General features: G+C 69.4%; 19 protein-coding genes. 11 read left to right on the forward strand and 8 right to left on the reverse strand.

All coding sequences use genetic code 11. The features are described 5' to 3' along the window. Positions 1-83: 83 nt before the first annotated feature. Both PXH83_RS15890 and PXH83_RS15895 read right to left on the reverse strand, forming a co-directional pair. Positions 84-548 (reverse strand): MarR family winged helix-turn-helix transcriptional regulator, encoded by a 465-nt coding sequence (locus PXH83_RS15890; RefSeq protein ID WP_274560963.1) that lies wholly within the window; start codon positions 546-548, stop codon positions 84-86. Beyond that, positions 545-1,144: a DJ-1/PfpI family protein gene (locus PXH83_RS15895; protein ID WP_274560966.1), complete on the reverse strand. Its 600-nt coding sequence runs from the start codon at positions 1,142-1,144 to the stop codon at positions 545-547. Before PXH83_RS15895 ends, PXH83_RS15890 begins: the two co-directional genes overlap by 4 nt. Before the next feature lie 184 nt (positions 1,145-1,328). Between PXH83_RS15895 and PXH83_RS15900 the strand changes: the two genes are divergently transcribed. The 4 genes from PXH83_RS15900 (at position 1,329) to PXH83_RS15915 (ending at position 6,801) form a co-directional block, all read left to right on the forward strand. Then, positions 1,329-2,729: an aspartate aminotransferase family protein gene (locus tag PXH83_RS15900; protein WP_274560968.1), complete on the forward strand. Its 1,401-nt coding sequence runs from the start codon at positions 1,329-1,331 to the stop codon at positions 2,727-2,729. Between the two features lie 127 nt (positions 2,730-2,856). Continuing rightward, a complete protein-coding gene (locus PXH83_RS15905; RefSeq protein ID WP_274560971.1) occupies positions 2,857-3,573 on the forward strand; it encodes a GntR family transcriptional regulator in 717 nt (238 codons plus the stop codon). Then, positions 3,570-6,032, forward strand: a complete 2,463-nt coding sequence (locus PXH83_RS15910; RefSeq protein ID WP_274560973.1) for a dolichyl-phosphate beta-glucosyltransferase — start codon at positions 3,570-3,572, stop codon at positions 6,030-6,032. The genes PXH83_RS15905 and PXH83_RS15910 overlap by 4 nt, the downstream gene beginning before the upstream one ends. A gap of 118 nt (positions 6,033-6,150) precedes the next feature. Further along, positions 6,151-6,801, forward strand: a complete 651-nt coding sequence (locus PXH83_RS15915; protein ID WP_214921588.1) for a hypothetical protein — start codon at positions 6,151-6,153, stop codon at positions 6,799-6,801. Between the two features lie 80 nt (positions 6,802-6,881). Here PXH83_RS15915 and PXH83_RS15920 read toward each other — a convergent pair whose 3' ends face one another. Then, the gene (locus tag PXH83_RS15920) at positions 6,882-7,703 is read right to left on the reverse strand and encodes an SLATT domain-containing protein (protein WP_274560975.1); all 822 of its coding nucleotides are present in this window, start codon (positions 7,701-7,703) and stop codon (positions 6,882-6,884) included. A gap of 293 nt (positions 7,704-7,996) precedes the next feature. Here PXH83_RS15920 and PXH83_RS15925 point away from each other — a divergent pair, with 293 nt between their 5' ends. The 7 genes from PXH83_RS15925 to PXH83_RS15955 all read left to right on the forward strand — a co-directional run bounded on the left by PXH83_RS15925 (position 7,997) and on the right by PXH83_RS15955 (position 14,423). Continuing rightward, a complete protein-coding gene (locus PXH83_RS15925; protein ID WP_214921589.1) occupies positions 7,997-8,332 on the forward strand; it encodes a YbaB/EbfC family nucleoid-associated protein in 336 nt (111 codons plus the stop codon). A 102-nt stretch (positions 8,333-8,434) separates the two neighbouring features. Beyond that, a complete protein-coding gene (recR, locus tag PXH83_RS15930; protein WP_274560977.1) occupies positions 8,435-9,034 on the forward strand; it encodes a recombination mediator RecR in 600 nt (199 codons plus the stop codon). Next, entirely contained in the window at positions 9,027-9,719 is a 693-nt protein-coding gene (locus PXH83_RS15935) for a DUF5063 domain-containing protein (RefSeq protein WP_274560979.1), read from the forward strand. Before recR ends, PXH83_RS15935 begins: the two co-directional genes overlap by 8 nt. A 221-nt stretch (positions 9,720-9,940) precedes the next feature. After that, the gene (locus PXH83_RS15940) at positions 9,941-11,212 is read left to right on the forward strand and encodes an aspartate kinase (protein ID WP_274560981.1); all 1,272 of its coding nucleotides are present in this window, start codon (positions 9,941-9,943) and stop codon (positions 11,210-11,212) included. Between the two features lie 7 nt (positions 11,213-11,219). Next, positions 11,220-12,278 carry an aspartate-semialdehyde dehydrogenase gene (locus PXH83_RS15945; RefSeq protein WP_274560982.1) on the forward strand — a complete coding sequence of 353 codons (1,059 nt, stop codon included), beginning with the start codon at positions 11,220-11,222 and terminating at the stop codon, positions 12,276-12,278. Between the two features lie 298 nt (positions 12,279-12,576). Beyond that, positions 12,577-13,236: a SigE family RNA polymerase sigma factor gene (locus PXH83_RS15950; RefSeq protein ID WP_214921573.1), complete on the forward strand. Its 660-nt coding sequence runs from the start codon at positions 12,577-12,579 to the stop codon at positions 13,234-13,236. Beyond that, positions 13,233-14,423 (forward strand): hypothetical protein, encoded by a 1,191-nt coding sequence (locus tag PXH83_RS15955; RefSeq protein WP_274560983.1) that lies wholly within the window; start codon positions 13,233-13,235, stop codon positions 14,421-14,423. The genes PXH83_RS15950 and PXH83_RS15955 overlap by 4 nt, the downstream gene beginning before the upstream one ends. Positions 14,424-14,500: 77 nt before the next feature. Here the strand turns inward: PXH83_RS15955 and PXH83_RS15960 are convergent, their stop codons facing one another. The 5 genes from PXH83_RS15960 to PXH83_RS15980 all read right to left on the reverse strand — a co-directional run bounded on the left by PXH83_RS15960 (position 14,501) and on the right by PXH83_RS15980 (position 18,876). Next, the gene (locus PXH83_RS15960; RefSeq protein WP_274560984.1) at positions 14,501-15,283 is read right to left on the reverse strand and encodes an SURF1 family protein; all 783 of its coding nucleotides are present in this window, start codon (positions 15,281-15,283) and stop codon (positions 14,501-14,503) included. 81 nt (positions 15,284-15,364) lie between these two features. After that, positions 15,365-17,152, reverse strand: a complete 1,788-nt coding sequence (locus PXH83_RS15965; RefSeq protein WP_274560985.1) for a S9 family peptidase — start codon at positions 17,150-17,152, stop codon at positions 15,365-15,367. An 86-nt stretch (positions 17,153-17,238) separates the two neighbouring features. Beyond that, complete coding sequence (locus PXH83_RS15970) at positions 17,239-17,703, reverse strand: hypothetical protein (protein WP_274560986.1); 465 nt, start codon at positions 17,701-17,703, stop codon at positions 17,239-17,241. Between the two features lie 120 nt (positions 17,704-17,823). Further along, complete coding sequence (locus PXH83_RS15975; RefSeq protein WP_274560988.1) at positions 17,824-18,003, reverse strand: hypothetical protein; 180 nt, start codon at positions 18,001-18,003, stop codon at positions 17,824-17,826. A 75-nt stretch (positions 18,004-18,078) separates the two neighbouring features. After that, on the reverse strand, positions 18,079-18,876 hold the full coding sequence (locus tag PXH83_RS15980) for a GAF domain-containing protein (protein ID WP_274560990.1): 798 nt from the start codon (positions 18,874-18,876) through the stop codon (positions 18,079-18,081). Positions 18,877-18,958: the final 82 nt, after the last annotated feature.

Consider the following 18,958-nt stretch of genomic DNA (forward strand, 5'->3'; position numbering starts at 1 on the left):
GCGGTTCGTGGGCGGTCCTACCGGTTTAGTACCAGTCCTACCGGTTCGTACCGGTCCTACCCGTCCTACCCGTCCTACCGTTCCTACCGGCCCTGCGGTTCCCGTACGTCCGCCACCGCGTCCAGCGCCTTCGACAGCCGCTCCAGCACCCGTACCGTCTCGGCGAACCCCTCCTCGCCCAGCTCCGCCGCGAGCCGCGCGGCCAGCGCCGCGTGCCCCGGATCGATCTTGCGCACGGCGTCCCGGCCCGCCTCCGTCGGACGCAGCAGCTTCGCGCGACGGTGGGCGGGATTCGTGGCGTACTCCGCCAGGCCCTTCGTCACCAGCAGATCGGCGATGCGCTGCACGCTCTGCCGGGTGATTCCCATGGTGCGGGCGATCCCGGCGACGGTGAGCGGTTCGCGCAGTACGGCGCCGATGACCTGCCACCACGCGGCGGTGAGGCCCGCCGGGCGGGCCAATTCCTCCGAAATGGCGAGGAACTGGCCGTTGAGGCGGAAGGTGCCCAGCGCCGTACGGCTGAGCAGGTCCTGCTCCTCCCGGCTCACGACTCCAGTACCTCGAAGGCGGAGGCGTCCGAGTCGTGGAACAGCCGGTACCACGCGTCGAGCTTTTCGTCCTCGTACACCCCGAGGCGTGCGAAGACCTCGCGGGCGAACGCGACAGGCTCGGTCGGCCCGGCAGTGATCAGGAGGCCGTCGTCGTCGGTGACGGCGTCCGCCTCCCGGTAGTGCTCGCCGCCCTTGTACCCGGTCGCGGCGAGGTAGAAGGAAACGGCGCTGGTGTGCGCGCGGTCGTCGAGCAGCCCCTCGCGCGCCAGCCCCGCCGTCGCCCCGCAGATCGCGGCGACCGGCACGCCCGCTTCGAGGAATGCGCGCGCCTTGCGGGCGAAGGGCGCGAGCTCGTCGCCTGTGTCCCACAGGTTCGCGCCGGTGAGGATCAGCAGCGCGCTGTCCTGCGGCTGTACGTCGTCGAGCGTGAAGTCGGGCTGGATGCGCACGCCGCCCATGGTCGTGACGGGATCGGAGGTCGCGGCGACGGTCTTGACGGTGTAGCCGTGCTGGGTGAGGTGGGCGGTGGTGTGGCCCGTCTCCCAGTCGGCGTAGGTGTCGTAAACGGCGAGGTGCACGGTCTTACCAGCCATGACGGTCTCCCTCGGCTCGAAGCCCCGTTGCTCGAAGCTTGATGACAACATCCTGTCGTAATGACAGCATGTTGTCAATGGCGGCCAGTGGGCCGGACTCGATCGACACCCTGCCCACGAAAGTGGCGCAGTCCATACAAGGTGGCCATGTCACCCCCCACCTGCGCGTCTTTACGCTGGCCCCATGACCCCTCATGTCGATCCTTCCCCAAGCTCTCAACTCCGTTCGAGCAGGGGAGGCCCCAAGGCCGGCGCGGCCGTGAAGGCAGCAGACCGTGCGCACGTGTTCCACTCCTGGTCCGCCCAGGGCCTGATCGATCCGCTCGCCGTCGCCGGCGCCGAGGGTTCGTACTTCTGGGACTACGACGGCAACCGCTACCTCGACTTCACCAGCGGCCTCGTCTTCACCAACATCGGCTACCAGCACCCCACGGTCGTCGCCGCGATCCAGGAGCAGGCGGCGAAGATGACGACCTTCGCGCCGGCCTTCGCCGTCGAGGCGCGCTCCGAGGCCGCACGCCTCATCGCCGAGCGCACCCCCGGCGACCTCGACAAGATCTTCTTCACCAACGGCGGCGCCGAGGCCGTCGAGAACGCCGTCCGCATGGCCCGTCTGCACACGGGCCGCCACAAGGTGATGGCCGCCTACCGCTCGTACCACGGCGCCACCTCCACGGCGATCAACCTGACCGGCGACCCGCGCCGCTGGGCCTCCGACAACGGCACGTCGGGCACGGTCCACTTCTGGGCGCCCTTCCTGTACCGCTCGGCGTTCTACGCCCGGACAGAGGCCGAGGAGTGTGCCCGCGCGCTCCAGCACCTGGAAGACACCATCGCCTTCGAGGGCCCGGCCACGATCGCCGCGATCGTGCTCGAAACCATCCCGGGCACCGCGGGCATCATGACGCCGCCGCCCGGCTACCTCGCGGGCGTACGCGAGATCTGCGACCGGCACGGCATCGTCTTCGTCCTCGACGAGGTCATGGCGGGCTTCGGCCGTACGGGCAAGTGGTTCGCGTCCGAGCACTTCGACGTCGTACCGGACCTGATGACCTTCGCGAAGGGCGTCAACTCGGGTTACGTGCCCCTGGGCGGCGTGGCCATCTCCGCCGAGATAGCCGAAACCTTCTCCACCCGCCCCTACCCCGGCGGTCTCACGTACTCGGGCCACCCGCTCGCCTGCGCCGCCGCGGTGGCCACCCTCCAGGTGATGGACGAGGAGCGTGTCGTCGAGAACGCGGCCCACATCGGCGAGACGGTGATCGCCCCGGGCCTGCGCGAGCTGGCCGAGCGCCACCCGAGCATCGGCGAGATCCGCGGTACGGGCATGTTCTGGGCGCTCGACCTGGTCAAGGACCGCGAGACCCGAGAGCCGCTCGTCCCGTACAACGCGGCGGGCGCGGCCAATGCCCCGATGGCGGCGTTCGGCGCGGCCTGCAAGAAGAACGGCCTCTGGCCCTTCATCAACATGAACCGCACCCACGTAGTCCCGCCGTGCAACGTCACCGAGGCGGAGGCGAAGGAGGGCCTGGCGGCCCTCGACGTGGCTCTCGCGGTCGCGGACGAGCACACGACGGCGGCCTGATCGAAGGCGCCCTGCGGCTCCTGACGTGCGTAAACGCGCAGGTCAGGAGCCGCGACCCACGGCCCTCCGGCAGGTCCCGGACAACACCGCCTAAGGTGTCCGGAGCCATACGAAGGGGAAAGACGCCATGCCCGCGACCGGAGCTGTGACCCGCAACACCCTGCGGCAGCAGATCGCGGACGCGCTCCGTGACGAGGTGCTGGCAGGGCGTTTGCGGCCGGGCCAGGAATTCACCGTCAAGCAGATAGCCGAGCAGTACGGCGTCTCCGCGACGCCCGTCAGGGAAGCGCTCGTCGACCTGGCCGCGCAGAGCCTGCTCGACTCCGACCAGCACCGCGGCTTCCGCGTCTGCGAGATCTCCGTCGCCGACTTCCGGGGCATGGTCGAGGCCCGCTCCCTGATCGCCGACGGCGTCTTCCGCAAGATCGCCGAGGGCGGTCTCAGTGGTGCGCACGTCGGCGCGCTGATGGCCGTACGGCGGCGGGCGGACGAGGCCGCGCGGGCGGCCAGGGCCGGCGACCTGGACATCTTCATCGGGTACGACCTGCGCTTCTGGCGTGAGCTCGGTTCGCTCATCGAAAATCCCCATATCTCGGACTTTCTTCACCAGTTGCGGCTGCGCTGCTGGGTCTTCTCCGTCCCGCATCTGCGCGGCGACCCGTGCCTCAAGGAGCGGCTGTGGAGCGGCCACTCGGAGGTCGTGGACGCGGTCACGCGCGGCGACGGCGAGGCGCTGCGGGCGGTGATAGGCGCGTATTACGCGGAGCTGGTCGCGTGGGCGGAGCGCCTGGAGAGCGCGGAAAGCGCAGAGAGCGCAGAGAGCCTGGAGCGTTCTCAACAGTGAGTGTCGATCTGACGGTCGTCGTCCCCGCGTACAACGAGGAACGGCGACTGGGCCCCACGCTGGACGCCATCTCCGCCCACCTGCGAGCCGATCCGGGCCGCTGGGACAGCTGGGAGCTGATCGTCGTCGACGACGGCTCGACGGACGGTACGGCCGATGCCGTACGGGCCGCCGCCGCCCGGGAGCCGCGCATCCAGCTGGTCGAGGCGGGCGCCGAAGGGAACCGCGGCAAGGGCAACGCCCTGCGCCGGGGAGTAGCCGCCTCGCACGGCCGCATGGTGCTGGTCACGGACGCCGACCTGGCCACCCCGATCGAGGAGCTCGACCGGCTCGACAAGGAGCTGTCGGACGAGGACGGGCGGCTCAGCGCCACCATCGGCTCACGCGCGCACCCCGACTCGGCCATAGACGTGCACCAGCGGCGCATCCGCGAGTGGCTCGGCCGGATGGGCAACCGCCTCATACGGGCCGTCGCCGTCCCCGGCATACGGGACACGCAGTGCGGCTTCAAACTCTTCGACGGGGACAAGGCGCGTACCGCTTTCGCCGACGCGCGGCTCGACGGGTGGGGCATAGACGTCGAGATACTGCAGTTCTTCCGCCGGCAGGGATGGCCGGTAGCCGAGGTTCCGGTTCGCTGGGCGCACCAGGAGGGCTCCAAGGTCAGGCCCGCCGACTACGGCAAGGTGCTGCTGGAGCTGGTACGCCTGAAGACACGGCCGACGCAGTCGGTACGGCGGCGCCCACGCCCCGTCGACCTCGCCGTCGCAGGTCTCTTCCTCCTCGCCTCAGTGATCCTCTACAAGGGGCTGTGGGCAGACCTGGATCACCGCTACCTCGCCGACTCGGGCCAGGACCAGAACCAGTGGGAATGGTTCTTCGCGGTCACCGCCGACAACGTCGCGCATCTGAGCAATCCGCTCTTCACGACCGCGCAGAACTTCCCCGACGGCGTGAACCTCATGGCGAACACCGTCATGCTCGGCCTGTCCGTCCCGCTCACACCCGTGACGCTCACCCTCGGGCCGACCGTGACCTGGGCGCTCGTCCTGACCGTGGGCCTGGCCGCGACCGCCGTCGCCTGGTACTGGCTGATCGCGAAGCGGCTCGTACGCAGCCGCTGGGCGGCGGCCGTCGGCGCCGCGCTGTGCGCCTTCGCGCCGCCGATGATCTCGCACGCCACCGCCCACCCCAACTTCGCGGTGCTGTTCATGATCCCGGTGATCGTCGACAGGGCACTGCGGCTCTGCGAAAGGGACGCCCGCGTCGTACGGGACGGGGCCCTGCTCGGCCTTTTCGCGACGTACCAGATCTTCCTCGGCGAGGAGCCGCTGCTCCTCGCCGCCATGGGCATGCTGCTCTTCGCGCTCTCGTACGCCCTCGCGAACCGGGAGACGGCACGGGCGGCATGGCGCCCGCTGCTCAAGGGCGTCGGGGTGGCCGCCGCCGTCTGCCTGCCGCTCGTCGCCTACCCGCTGTACTGGCAGTTCTTCGGGCCGCAGAGCTACCACAGCGTCCTGCACGGCGACAGAGCCGGCAACAGCCCGCTCGCCTTCCTGGAGTTCTCCGGCCGCGCGCTGTTCGGCGACGAGGCGAGGGCCGACCCGCTCGCCATAAACCGCACCGAGCAGAACGCCTTCTACGGCTGGCCGCTCGTCGGCCTGACCTTCGCGATCGTCATCAGCCTGTGGCGCCTCGCCCTGGTCAAGGCGCTCACCTTCACCGCACTCGCGGCGGCGCTGCTCTCCCTCGGCCCCAAGTTCCGCATCCCGTACACGGACATGATCCTTACGGGACCGTGGCGGGCGCTGGCCCACCAGCCGCTCTTCGAGTCGGTCATCGAGTCCCGGGTGGCGATGATCTGCGCCCCGGCACTGGGCATCCTGGTGGCGCTGGCAGCGGACCGCCTGAACGCGTTCCCGGACAGCGTCCCCCGTCTCCACCGGACCCTGGCCACAACAGCGCTCGCCCTCGCACTCGTCCCCATCGTCCCGACGCCGATGCCGACACGGGACCGCCCGGACGTCCCGGCGTTCATCGCGGAGGGCATGTGGAAGTCGTACGTCGCCGAGGGCGAATCGGTGGTGCCCGTCCCGCTCCCGGACCCCGGCAACGCGGAGGCCCTGCACTGGCAGTCCGCCACCGCACCCCACTTCCCGGTGGCCCACGGCTACTTCAACGGTCCCTGGGGCCCGGACCGTATCGGCATTTACGGCGCCTCCCCGCGCCACACTTCCAACCTCCTGCGGGACATCCGTTACGGGGGCCGGATCCCCACAATCGGCCCCAATTGGCAGGCACAGGCACGTGCGGACCTGACGCACTGGCGGGCGGGCGTCGTCGTACTCGCCCCGCAGGACAACGAGGCGGCGCTGTACAGGACGGTGTCGAAGCTGCTGGGGCGGCCGGGAGAGCGGGTGGGCGGAGCCTGGATCTGGGACGTGGGCAGTACCGGTTGAAAAGACGTGGGCAGTACCGGTTGAAAAAGTCCGCCCCCATCCGCCAACTGTGCGCAGCGGGTTCGTAGCACTACGCTGTCCCGACCGTCGCACGAACCCAGTGGAGAGCGAGCCGTACGTGGCCTGTGACCTGTGGCTGGTCCCCCTCGTCGATGTGCTGTGCCACAGCCCCGACAATCCCTTCGCCGAAGAGATCGCGTCGTACGACAAGGCCCTCACCGACGAGGGCCTGCCCACCGTTCCCGTATTCGCCTACATGCCGGGCCTGTCGGGAGACGTCGCCCCGGTGGCCGGCTTCGACTACGACGCCCTGCACTTCCTGCGCCGCGCGTACCTGCTCCAGATCTGCGGCCTCGAAGTGACCCCGGTGGACGCTCTGGGCGGTGACTACGCGCAGCTCCTGGAGATGTTCGAGTCGACGGCCCAGCAGTCGCACCTGGTCTGGCACTACGACCACGCGGGCGCTTATGTCCCGGTGGACTTCGCCGCGCCCCTGTCCAACGAGGAACTCCTGGCCGGCGGCGGCCCATTGGGCTCCACGCAGGGCCTGCTGCGGGAACTGGAATTTGTGGCCGCCTCGATCGGCATCGACGCGGCGAACCCCCCGTCGCCGCCACGGCCGCCCGGCCGCCCCACAACCCTGGAAGAACCGGCCGACCCCCTGCCGTACGACGAAAGTCCCTTCGCCCGCGAACGCCACGTCTGGCTGGGCCTGCACGCAGCAGCAACCCGAAGCCTCGGCCAAGGCTCCATGATCATCTTTAGCTAGAGTGCTTGCGGCGTGAAGCAGCCGCACCGGGATGTGGGGTGCCCCGCACCCCACATCACCACTCCGGGGGTCCGCAGCCCTCAGCGAGGCGACTCCGGTGGCCGCTGGCGTGGCATGTTCGGCCGTGTGCCCGGGGGCAGCGGGTAGCGGCCGGCCGACGACCCGCCCTCGCCCCGGGGCCCGCCCACGCCACCCACGCCGCCCACCACGGACTGGATCCCCAGCGGCGCAGGCCCCGCCCGGAACTCCACCATCCAGTCCGCCGTCTCCGACCGCACCAGCTCCGTCACGTCCTCCGAAAACCGCCGCAGCACACCCAGGCACCGCTCGGCCGCCTCGCTCGCGGTCCCCTCGGCAGGGCCGAGGACCTCCCGCACACTCTCCGACGCCCAGTCGAACTGCAGCGCCTGCAGCCGCCGGTGCACCGCCTGCGCCGTGGCCATGTCCCGCATCCAGCCGGACGTGAGCCCGAAGTACCGGTCGCAGCCCATGCACGCCGCGCCGATCAGCAGCGCCAGGTAGCCCCACACCGCCGTCCCGTCCACCGCCCCGGCCAGGTCGACGAGCGGCAGGGCGGCCCCGGTGATCACGCCGGCCGCTGTCCCGATCCGCAGCGCACGCGCGCTGCGGCGCTTCCACGACCGGTCGGCCAGGTACCAGTCGGCGGTACGCAGCGCACCCGCCTCCACCCACTGGTAGAGCTCGTCGAGACGCTCGGCGGGCTCGCCCCAGTCGCCGAGCGGGAACGGCCGCCCGGTCAGATCGGGCAGATCGCCTTCGCCGTTCGACCGCCCCGAGAATCGCCCGTACGACCGCCCGTGCGACCGCCCGGGCAACCGCTCGTCGGCGCCCCTGCTCTCCCTCCGGGCGGGCCCCTCGGGCTGCATCTCCGGCTGGCTCACCGGGCACTCCTCTGCGCTTTGTTCATGACGTGCGGGACGTGACGTTACGTGACGCAACATGACGTGAAGTAACGCCTGATGCGCGCAGCGCATACGCGTGCCCTTCCTACCGCCGAATGGTGGGCGGCGGGGCCGACATGCCGGTATTTCCGGCCGGAAGGAGGTCTTGGTCAGGTAGTGCGCGCAAACCTTCTCACCCGAAAGAGTCGCTTCGTACGGCATGGGGCAGGGCGCCCGGCGAACACGTAGGCTCGCCATACCGAACAACCGTCGTCGAAGTGCCAGGAGTGACCGTGATTCCCGGTGGTGGCCAGCCCAATATGCAGCAGCTGCTCCAGCAGGCCCAGAAGATGCAGCAGGACCTCGCGAAGGCCCAGGAAGAACTGGCGAGGACAGAGGTCGACGGCCAGGCCGGCGGCGGCCTCGTCAAGGCGACCGTGAACGGCTCGGGGGAGCTCCTCGGTCTCACGATCGACCCCAAGGCTGTCGACCCGGACGACACGGAGACGCTCGCGGACCTGATCGTCGCCGCGGTGCAGGCCGCGAACGACAACGCCCAGCAGCTCCAGCAGCAGAAGCTCGGCCCGCTGGCCCAGGGTCTTGGCGGCATGCCCGGCCTCCCCTTCTAAGGCGGCCCCGCAGCAACTACCGTACGTATTGAGCAAGGCCTGCAGGACAAGCAGCACCAGGACGAGCAGCACCAGGACGAGCAGTACCAGGAAGGCAATCCGTTGTACGAAGGCGTGGTCCAGGACCTCATCGACGAGTTGGGCAGGCTGCCCGGCGTCGGTCCCAAGAGCGCGCAGCGGATCGCCTTCCACATCCTCCAGGCCGAGCCCACCGACGTCCGCCGCCTTGCCCACGCCCTCCTGGAGGTCAAGGACAAGGTCCGGTTCTGCTCGGTGTGCGGCAACGTCGCACAGGAGGAGCGGTGCGGGATCTGCCGCGACCCGCGCCGCGACCCGGCGGTCATCTGTGTCGTCGAGGAGCCCAAGGACGTCGTCGCGGTCGAGCGGACGCGGGAGTTCCGCGGCCGCTATCACGTACTCGGCGGGGCCATCAGCCCCATCGAGGGCGTCGGCCCGGACGATCTGCGGATCCGCGAGCTGCTTGCGCGCCTCGCGGACGGCACCGTCACCGAGCTGATCCTGGCCACCGACCCGAACCTGGAGGGCGAGGCAACCGCCACCTATCTCGCCCGGATGGTCAAGCCGATGGGTCTGCGGGTGACACGCCTGGCCAGTGGACTCCCCGTCGGGGGAGATCTTGAGTACGCCGACGAGGTCACGCTGGGCCGTGCCTTCGAGGGGAGACGATTGCTCGATGTCTGACGCAAAGCCTGACGTCAACGCGAACGCCAACACTAAGCTGCTGCATGCGGTCGCGCAGGACCCGGACGATTTCGCCGTCCAGATCGCGGACCAGATCGAAAGCTTCATCGTCGCGGTCACGGAAGTGGCCAAGGGCGACGAGCCCGACAGTGCGGTCCCGTTCCTCCTGCTGGAGGTGTCCCAACTCCTCCTGGCAGGCGGTCGGCTGGGCGCGCACGAGGACATCGTCCCCGACGAGCGGTACGAGCCGGACCTCGGCCCGGAGCCGGACGTGGACGACCTGCGGGAGCGCTTCGCCCGCATGCTCGACCCCATCGACGTCTATTCCGAGGTCTTCGACCCGTACGAGCCGCGCAAGGCGCCGGTCGCCTGCCGGATCTCCGACGACCTGGCCGACGTCATCACCGACCTCCGCCACGGCCTGGCCCACTACCGCGCAGGCCGCACGTCCGAAGCCCTGTGGTGGTGGCAGTTCTCGTACTTCTCCAACTGGGGCTCCACCGCCTCCGCCTGCCTCCGCGCCCTCCAGTCCCTGGTCGCGCACGTGCGCCTCGACCAGCCCCTGGAGGAGCTGGACGGCCTGGACACGGACCAGGACCTCGGCGAGGAGGAGCTGGAGAAGCAAGCCGGCAAGGTCATGGCGGAGGAACTGGCGGGCCCGCTCGGCCTGCGCACGGTGACGTGACCGTACGCCGCCACGAGCGGTGACCGGCATGTGAGCCACCCCACGTTCCGCGTACCGGACGTGCGCCGGGGCAGGCATCCTCACCGAGCAGGTCAGAGCCTGCCCGGGTTGCGTCTTGATCACATCATGAGCGGGACATCTCAGGATGTGATACGGCGTGGGCGGGCCCGGCCTGCTCGGTAAACTGAGCCGACCGCAGTAATGACTAGCGAGGAGCGCACGTGGGCCTTGTCGTGCAGAAGTACGGAGGCTCCTCCGTTGCCGATGCCGAAGGCATCAAGCGCGTCGCCAAGAGAATCGTCGATGCCAAGAAGGACGGCCACCAGGTCGTTGTCGTGGTTTCGGCGATGGGCGACACGACGGACGAGTTGATCGATCTCGCCGAGCAGGTATCCCCGATCCCTGCCGGACGTGAATTCGACATGCTGCTGACCGCAGGTGAGCGGATTTCCATGGCCCTGCTGGCCATGGCGATCAAAAACCTGGGCCACGAGGCCCAGTCGTTCACGGGCAGCCAGGCAGGTGTCATCACCGACTCGGTCCACAACAAAGCGCGCATCATCGATGTCACGCCGGGCCGTATCCGCACCGCCCTCGACGAGGGCAACATCGCCATCGTCGCCGGCTTCCAGGGTGTGTCCCAGGACAAGAAGGACATCACCACCCTCGGCCGGGGCGGCTCGGACACGACCGCGGTGGCGCTGGCCGCGGCGCTCGACGCCGAGGTCTGTGAGATCTACACCGATGTGGACGGTGTCTTCACCGCCGACCCCCGGGTCGTGAAGAAGGCCCAGAAGATCGAGTGGATCTCCTTCGAGGACATGCTGGAGCTCGCCGCCTCCGGCTCCAAGGTGCTGCTGCACCGGTGCGTCGAGTACGCACGTCGATACAACATCCCGATCCACGTCCGCTCGTCCTTCTCGGGCATGCGCGGGACCTGGGTCAGTCACGAGCCGCAAGGGGACCAGCAGGTGGAGCACGCGCTAATCTCCGGAGTCGCCCATGACGTCTCCGAGGCCAAGGTCACGGTCGTCGGTGTGCCGGACAAGCCGGGCGAGGCCGCGGCGATCTTCCGTGCCATCGCGGACGCCGAGATCAACATCGACATGGTCGTGCAGAACGTCTCGGCCGCGACCACCGGCCTGACCGACATCTCCTTCACCCTCCCCAAGACCGACGGCCGCAAGGCCATCGACGCCCTGGAGAAGGCGAAGGCCGCGATCGGGTTCGAGTCGCTTCGCTACGACGACCAGATCGGCAAGATCTCCCTGGTCGGCGCCGGAATGAAGACCAACCCGGGCGTCACGGCGGGCTTCTTCGAGGCGCTGTCCGACGCGGGCGTGAACATCGAGCTGATCTCGACCTCCGAGATCCGCATCTCGGTCGTGACCCGCGCCGACGACGTCAACGAGGCCGTGCGCGCCGTGCACACCGCCTTCGGCCTGGACAGCGACTCCGACGAGGCCGTCGTCTACGGGGGCACTGGAAGGTGACTCGCAAGTGACTGGCAAGCCGACACTCGCGGTCGTCGGAGCGACCGGAGCCGTCGGCGCCGTCATGCTCCAGATCCTGTCGCAGCACGCCGACGTCTGGGGCGAGATCAGACTCGTCGCCTCCCCGCGCTCGGCCGGCCGGAAGCTGGTCGTACGCGGGGAGGAGACCGAGGTTCTGGCGCTGTCGGAGGAGGCTCTGACAGGCGTCGACGTCGCGATGTTCGACGTACCCGACGACGTGGCCGCCCAGTGGGCGCCCATCGCGGCCGGCCTGGGCGCGGTCGTCGTGGACAACTCGGCCGCCTTCCGGATGGATCCTGAGGTGCCGCTGGTCGTGCCCGAGGTCAATCCCCATGCCGTACGGGTCCGCCCGCGCGGCATCGTGGCGAGCCCCAACTGCACGACGCTGTCGATGATCGTTGCCATGGGCGCGCTGCACGCCGAGTTCGGACTGACCGAGCTGGTCGTGTCTTCGTACCAGGCGGTGAGCGGCGCGGGCCGGGCCGGCGTCGACACGCTGCGCACCCAGCTGTCCCTCGTCGCCGGTACGGAGCTGGGCATCAGCCCCGGCGACGTACGACGGGCCGTGGGCGACGACAACGGCCCCTTCCCCGGCCCAGTGGCGCTGAACGTGGTGCCGTGGGCGGGATCGCTGATGGACGACGGCTGGTCGTCGGAGGAGCTGAAGGTCCGCGCCGAGTCGCGGAAGATCCTGGACCGGCCCGATCTGCGGGTCTCGGTCACCTGTGTCCGGGTGCCGGTGATCACGACGCACTCACTGGCCGTACACGCCCGCTTCGAGGGCGAGGTCACGGTCGACCGGGCGCACGAGATCCTGGCCACGGCGCCGGGTGTGGTGCTGTTCGACAACCCTGCGGCGGGCGAATTCCCCACGCCCGCGGACGTGGTGGGGACGGACCCGACCTGGGTGGGGCGCGTGCGGCGGTCGTTGGACGACCCCACCGCACTCGAACTCTTTGTGTGCGGCGACAATCTCCGTAAGGGAGCCGCCCTCAACACCGCCCAGATCGCGGAGCTCGTCGCAGCGGAGCTTCGAGCCGCGTAACTCCGGGCGTCGTAGAGCGGAATTCTTTGTAGGATCTGTGAACGCTCTGTGATCAAGTCGAACCTTGAACGACTTGGCTGGATTTCACTTGAACGCGGGCGTTGGTGTGTTCGATTATTCGCTCCCCGCCTTACTGCAACCGGCAGTTGGGAGGGGAGCGTCTTTGCGGTCGCCCCGACAAGGCGTCACGACATATGGGGCATTCAGGAGGGCGGGTACGCATGAGGGCGTTTGTTACACCGTCAAAAGCGGTGCCTCGCGCGTACAACCCTGGCGGGGGGAAGCGTGTCCAACAGGCGTGGCAGAGGTTCTCGACATCACAGTGGTCCCGGCTCGCGGCGTGGCAGTGCGCCCCCTCCGGCGACCCCGCACACCCGGCGGCATGCCGGTGATCGCACCCATGCCGACGGCGCGTCCCGCCCGTATCCCGTCCCCGCGCGAGGGCACTGACGACGCCATGACCGCGGGCACCACAGTCGACCACCTCACCGAGACCTACCGCGCGCACTACCGCTCGCTGCTCGGCCTCGCGGCCCTGCTGCTGGACGACACGGCCTCCTGCGAGGACGTCGTCCAGGAGGCGTTCATACGCGTGCACTCGGCGCGCAACCGTGTGCGCGACCCCCAGAAGACCCTGGCCTACCTGCGCCAGACCGTCGTCAACCTCTCCCGCTCGGCGCTGCGCAGGCGCATCCTCGGGCTGAAGCTGCTCTCGAAGCCGATGCCGGACATGGCGAGTGCGGAGGAGGGGGCGTACGACCAGCTGGAGCGCGACGCGCTGATCAAGGCGATGCGCGGCCTGCAGCGGAGGCAGCGCGAGGTGCTGGTGCTGCGTTACTTCGCGGACATGACGGAGGCCCAGGTCGCCGAGACGCTGGGGATATCGCTGGGCTCGGTGAAGGCGTACGGCTCACGCGGAATAGCGGCGCTGCGCGTCTCCATGGAGGCGACGGCATGAGCGGCAAGCAAGAGCGGCACGGGCCGGACGGGCCGTTGAACGACCTGACTGGAAAAGCGATTGTGAACGACGTGCCGAACGAGAGCAACGACCTCGGCAAGGACGACGTACCCGGCAAGAAGGACGACGTACCCGGTACGGACGGGCTCGGTACGGACGAACTCGCCCTGCGCCGCCTGTTGCACGGCGCCGTGGACGAGCTCGAACCCTCCCAGGGCGCCCTCGACCACCTGCGCAAGGCGGTCCCCGCCCGGCGCGCGAGGCGGCGCCAGGCTGTCGTCGGCATGGCAGCCGCCGCGCTCTTCGTCGGCACCGCGATCCCCGCCTTCGTCCATGTGTCGAACTCCGGCAGCGCGTCGGACGACCGCCCCTCGATCGCCGGCCACGGGCAGGAAGCGCACGGCGGCACGGGCGGGGAGAAGGACGAGGACGGTGGCAAGAAGGAGGCAGGAAACCCCTCGGACAAGCCGACCTCCAAGGACGAGAAGAAAAAGAAGGACAAGGAAAAGGGCAAGGAGAAGGGTTCGTCGGGCGGCGAGGGCACGGGCAGCGGCTCGGGCGGCGACGTTCCCGGCACGGCGGCCGCGGCCGCGCCGACGTGCGATCCGAGCCAGCTCGCCGGCACTGCGGGTGTGGGCGTACCCGACGCCGAGGGCAAGGTGTACGGGACCTTCCGCATCGCCAATGTCTCCGGCCAGGAGTGCGCGGTCGCAGGCAGCGGCGCGGTGAGCTTCCAGGCGATGGGGGCGGCCGACCCGGCACGCATCAACGTGGTCGAGCACACCTCGGGGGACGCGGCGACCGGACTGCCGGACCCGTCCATGGAGACGACCGGCCTGGTGCTCGCACCGAACATGTCGTACGAGGTGAAGTTCGCCTGGGTGCCGACGGACACCTGCCCGACGGTCGACCCCACCCCCGACCCCACGCCGACGGAAGACCCCAGCACGGGCGGTACGACGGACGGCGGCGCCGCGAGTGGTGGCGGTGCCGGCGGCGGTGGCGAGGGCGAAACGGAGCAGACGGGCACCGAGACGCAGCTCGGCAGCGAGGACGGCGGGACCACGGCGGAGGGCAGCATCTCGGTGAGCCACACGCCGGACGTGGGGTCCCCGAGCTCGCAGGCGACGATCTCCAACGCGTGCGCGGGCACGATTTACCGGACGGGCGTGCTGGCGGCGTCATAAGGCGCAAGCCGTCAGCCGTCAGCCGTCAGCCGTTGGCCGTGAGGTGACGGGGCGGGCGCGGCCGGGAGGGCTGCGCCTCAGCCGCCGGTGCCGACGGAGGTACGTCCCTCGTCCTCCGGCAGGATCCCGAGCGCGAGATCCCGGGCGGCCTCCGCCTCCCGGCGCATGAGCCGGAACCACATGAAGAGCACGAATCCGGCGAAGACGAACCACTCGCCCGTGTAGCCCAGGTTCTGGAACGCCTTGAGATCGAGGCCACTGCCCTGCGGCGCGACAGCGGGGACGGGCTCCATCCCGCCGTCGGCCTTGCTGAGGGTGATCCAGGCGTCGTACACGTCGTACGGCACGAGATTCACCAGCGACGCGGCGCTGATCATGCCCAACTGCCCCTGCGGCAGCCCGCCTCCCGCGTGCACACCATCGGTGCCCGCGTTCTCGGAGGCCTGGAGCGCACCGGTCACGGTGACCTCGCCCGAAGGCACGGCGGGGGCCTTGGTCCCGGCCGGCAGCCACCCGCGCACGACGGGCAGGGCCTTGCCGTCGTCGGTGCGCAGCAGGGTCAGCACGTAGGAGCCACGCTTGCCGTCGAGCTCCCGCCCGGGCACGACGAACTGCTCCGCGTACCGCCCGGTGGCCGTGGCAGGCCGCCCCGATGTCTCCTGGTCGACGGGCAGCAGCTCGTCGAGCGGTACGGCGGCCTGCTTGCCGGGGCCGGGCTTCTCCTCGGCGTCCTGGTGGGACTCGACGCGGTCTTCGAACCGCCCGAGCTGCCACGACCCCATGAAGACACAGAAGGGGATGGCCAGCACGACGAAGAGGTGGATCCCCCACCAGCGGGGCGTCAGCAGGAACCGGTACACCCCCCAAAGGTACGTTCCCCCGACCCCCGCCCCACCGCCCGGGGTCCACTCGGCCACCGCGGTGGGGCGCCCCCACCCGCGTCAGCGCAGATACCGCTCCGCGAAGTCGAGCTCTAGCCGCACCTGCTTGATCCGTTCCTCGACCACCAGCGACCCGTGACCGGCGTCATACCGGTACACCTCGTGCGCCGCGCCCCGCTTCTCCAGGCGCCTCACGTAGTTCTCGACCTGGCGGATCGGGCAGCGCGGGTCGTTGACGCCCGCCGAGATGTAGACCGGTGCCCGCACCGCGTCGACGTACGTCAGCGGCGACGACGCCTCGAACCTCTCCGGCACCTCCGCCGGTGTACCGCCCAGCAGCGTCCGGTCCATCGCCTTCAGCGCCTCCATCTCGTCGTGGTACGCCGTGACGTAGTCGGCGACCGGCACCGCCGCCAGCCCCAGCGCCCAGGACTCCGGCTGCGTGCCGAGCCCGAGCAGCGTCAGATACCCGCCCCACGAGCCGCCCGCCAGCACCAGCTTCGCCGGGTCCGCGAGGCCGGACGAGACCGCCCACTCCCGGACCGCCGCGATGTCCTCCAGCTCGATCAGCCCGACGCGATGCTTCAGCGCGTCCGTCCACTCGCGCCCGTACCCGGTCGAACCCCGGTAGTTGACCCGTACGACCGCATAGCCGTGGTCGACCCAGGCCGCGGGCCCGGCCGCGAACGCGTCGCTGTCGTGCCAGGTCGGCCCACCGTGGATCTCGAAGATCGTCGGGAACGGCCCCTCACCCGTGGCCGGCCGCTGCACCAGCGCATGGATGCGCCCGCCCGGCCCGTTCACCCATGCGTCCTCCACCGGCACCGACTCCGGCGCCGTCATCCCCGGAGGGTCGAGCACGACGTCACCCGACGTCGACCGCACCACCGGCGGCTCCGCCGCCGACGACCACAGGTACTCCACCGACCCGTCGGGCCTGGCCGTCGCGCCCGACACCGTTCCGGTCGGGGTCGGAACCTCCACCAGCTGCCGCGTCGCGAAGTCGTACCGCAGCAGCTCACTGCGCGCCTCGAAGCTGTGGGCGACGAGCAGCGCGGAACCGTCCGGATACCACTCGGCCGACACGTCGCCCGGCAGCTCGATCCCCAGTTCGGTCTCCTCGCCCGACCTCACGTCCCACACCATCGGCTCCCAGCGCCCGCGCCGCTGGTGCCCGACGAGCAGCCGGGTGTCCCCGCCGACCGGCGCGAAGCCGAGCACCTCAAGACCGAGCTCGACCTCTCCGCCCTTGGTGTCGTCCAGCTCGGCCACCGTCGTGCCGTCCAGCCGCATCACCCGCAGCGCGGGGTGCATCGCGTCGCCGTGCTCGGTGTGCTCGATCGCGACGAGCGTCCCGTCGTGGGAGAGGTCCCCGACCGCGGCCGACTCCCGGTGCCGGTAGATCTCGACGGGCTCTGCCCCGGGACGTACGACATGGACCGTCGACCCGTCCTCGTCGGTCGACCGCCCCACGACCGCGGTTCCGTCCCGCCCGATCGCGAGCCCGCCGGGGTACGACGCCTCAAGACCCGGCGTCGCGGGCTCGTCGTCGCCGCCGCCGAAGGGCTGGCGCATCCAGACTCCGAACTCGTCCCCGTCCGTGTCACTGAACCACCAGATCGACTCCCCGTCGGGAGTCAGCAAGCCGTCCGTTGTCCCGTTCGGCCGGTCCGTCGCCCGGCGCTGCGCCCCGGTCACCCGGTCCCAGGCGTACAGCTCGTACGTCCCGGTCGCGTTGGACACGAACAGCGCGCGGTCCGGCGCGTCGTCGGCCCAGTCGGGCAGCGAGACGCGCGGCGCCCTGAAGCGCTTCTCCCAGTCGGGCATGGACCCGGTGATGTCAGTCATTCCCCCATTCTGCTCTGCCCCACTGACAGTCGGTCCGGCGGCCGACGCGGTCCGGCGGCGGAGCCCCAACTACTTCCGCCCACGGCTCAGTTACCGGCCATGGCCCCATAGGCGGCGAGCGCGACGAGAGTGGCAGCACCGGCCAGCACCGCGACGACCAGCCGGGAGGACACCCCCCGCTTCTTCGCCCCCTCCTTCTTCGCCGGTCTTCGTTGCCGAGCCGGTCCCGATCGCCGCGTCTCGGCGCCGGTGCTCTCGGCGGCGGTGGCGGTGTCCGCCAGGAGGCGGCGGCAGGCCGCGGCCAGCTCGCCCGTACCGCTGGACAACGGCATCACAGTCTCCGCGCGGGCGGGTGCGGTCGTTCCGCCGTCGAGGAGGCGGCCCGCCCGTATGAGCACCTCGCCGCGGGTGCCGGTGGAGGCCAGGCTGATCCACCGATGGATGTGGTCGGCTCGAATGACCATGCCGCCGGTCCGGTCGCGGTACACCGTGTGCTTCTGCCACAGAATGGCCGCCAACTGGTGTGTCGTATCGCTGAGTTGTGCGCGCAAGGTCCCCCCTTGTTGTGGCACGTACGGGACAAGACCCGCACTCTAGCGACCGTGACCGACAACTCAGGCGTGGCCCTCCTGACTGGAGGACCACGCCTGACGGGGTGTACGAAGCGTCGCCTACGTGATCTTCGACGAGCGCAATATGTCTGCGATCACCGCACGCAAACGGTGCACCAGCTCCCAGCCGGGGTGAACGGCTGCTGATCGGGCGACGTTGGAGAAGTACTCGGCGCTCGACACCTCCCCCGCCATCCATCGCCGACCGGACTCGATGATCTCTACCTCGGGCTTACCCATTGTGATCCCCCAGGATTGCGGCAGATCGACCTCACGGTAGGGACGCAGGACGTCTAGCGGGTCAATTCGCCTGTCTCAACTCTCCTTACCCGTAATACGGGTAGCCTTACCTCCTTGCTCACCTTGAGCCTGTTGAGGTACGCCAGTTCCACTTCCGCCGGCCGCGCCGTTACCCATCGCGTGAGCGGTACCAAGCAGTCTCGCCACGGCTCGCACATACGACTCGCGTACACGCTTTTTCGTCAGCTGATCGGGATTCGGCGCGTCAATAACAAGAACCCCTTGAGGCTCGTTCCCCGCATAGACCGGCGCAACGATGGCGGACCGGCATTTATTGCCCAGGTCGATGCGCAGATTACCTTCCGTATGCCGGTTGTCGCGAATATAAACGATATCTTTTCCGTTTATGGCGTGGAGAAGGTCGTCCTCGTATCTTTTCTCGAACCGGTCCGGCGCATTCTCCACCTTGTGGGACTCCGCCAGCTCCAGGTGCTTCCCGTCGGCCGTCAGCGCGTAGAAGACCGACCGCGCCTTGGAGTTCGCGTGCTGCGCCGCACAGGTGATCAGCCGCTCCTGGATCTTCGTCAGCCGCTTGGCGGTTTCGGCTGGTCGCGTGGCCAGCATCCCCATCTCGTCGGCCACCGCTGAAATAACCGCTTCGATCTCGATAATTGCGTTGCGCCGGTCGCGTCGCTGGGCTAGTCGGGTGAGGACAGGAGCCAGGCACGCCGACAGGATTCCGGAGGCAATGTAGGTGAACCTCAAAGCGCCGGTGCTCCGGGGTATCTGTGTTCCGAAGAAGAAGGTCAATCCCGGTGAAAGGATGGGGAGACTGACAAAGCCGAGCCATTTGTAAATTTTCTTTATCGACATCGCACCTTCTTCGAGAGGCCGAGCCCGCAAAAGTTTTCGTTTTTTCTTCCGATGGGCGGACGAACCGAAGTCAGCATTATGT

The sequence above is a fragment of the Streptomyces spiramyceticus genome (assembly GCF_028807635.1).
GTDB lineage: Bacteria > Actinomycetota > Actinomycetes > Streptomycetales > Streptomycetaceae > Streptomyces > Streptomyces spiramyceticus.

Excerpts from the sequence above, each read along its gene's own strand:
- PXH83_RS15895 (WP_274560966.1), bottom strand. The coding sequence starts at position 1,144 with ATGGCTGGTAAGACCGTGCACCTCGCCGTTTACGACACCTACGCCGAC.
- PXH83_RS15900 (WP_274560968.1), top strand. The coding sequence starts at position 1,329 with ATGACCCCTCATGTCGATCCTTCCCCAAGCTCTCAACTCCGTTCGAGC.
- PXH83_RS15905 (WP_274560971.1), top strand. The coding sequence starts at position 2,857 with ATGCCCGCGACCGGAGCTGTGACCCGCAACACCCTGCGGCAGCAGATC.
- PXH83_RS15935 (WP_274560979.1), top strand. The coding sequence starts at position 9,027 with ATGTCTGACGCAAAGCCTGACGTCAACGCGAACGCCAACACTAAGCTG.
- PXH83_RS15955 (WP_274560983.1), top strand. The coding sequence starts at position 13,233 with ATGAGCGGCAAGCAAGAGCGGCACGGGCCGGACGGGCCGTTGAACGAC.
- PXH83_RS15965 (WP_274560985.1), bottom strand. The coding sequence starts at position 17,152 with ATGACTGACATCACCGGGTCCATGCCCGACTGGGAGAAGCGCTTCAGG.
- PXH83_RS15975 (WP_274560988.1), bottom strand. The coding sequence starts at position 18,003 with ATGGGTAAGCCCGAGGTAGAGATCATCGAGTCCGGTCGGCGATGGATG.
- PXH83_RS15980 (WP_274560990.1), bottom strand. The coding sequence starts at position 18,876 with ATGTCGATAAAGAAAATTTACAAATGGCTCGGCTTTGTCAGTCTCCCC.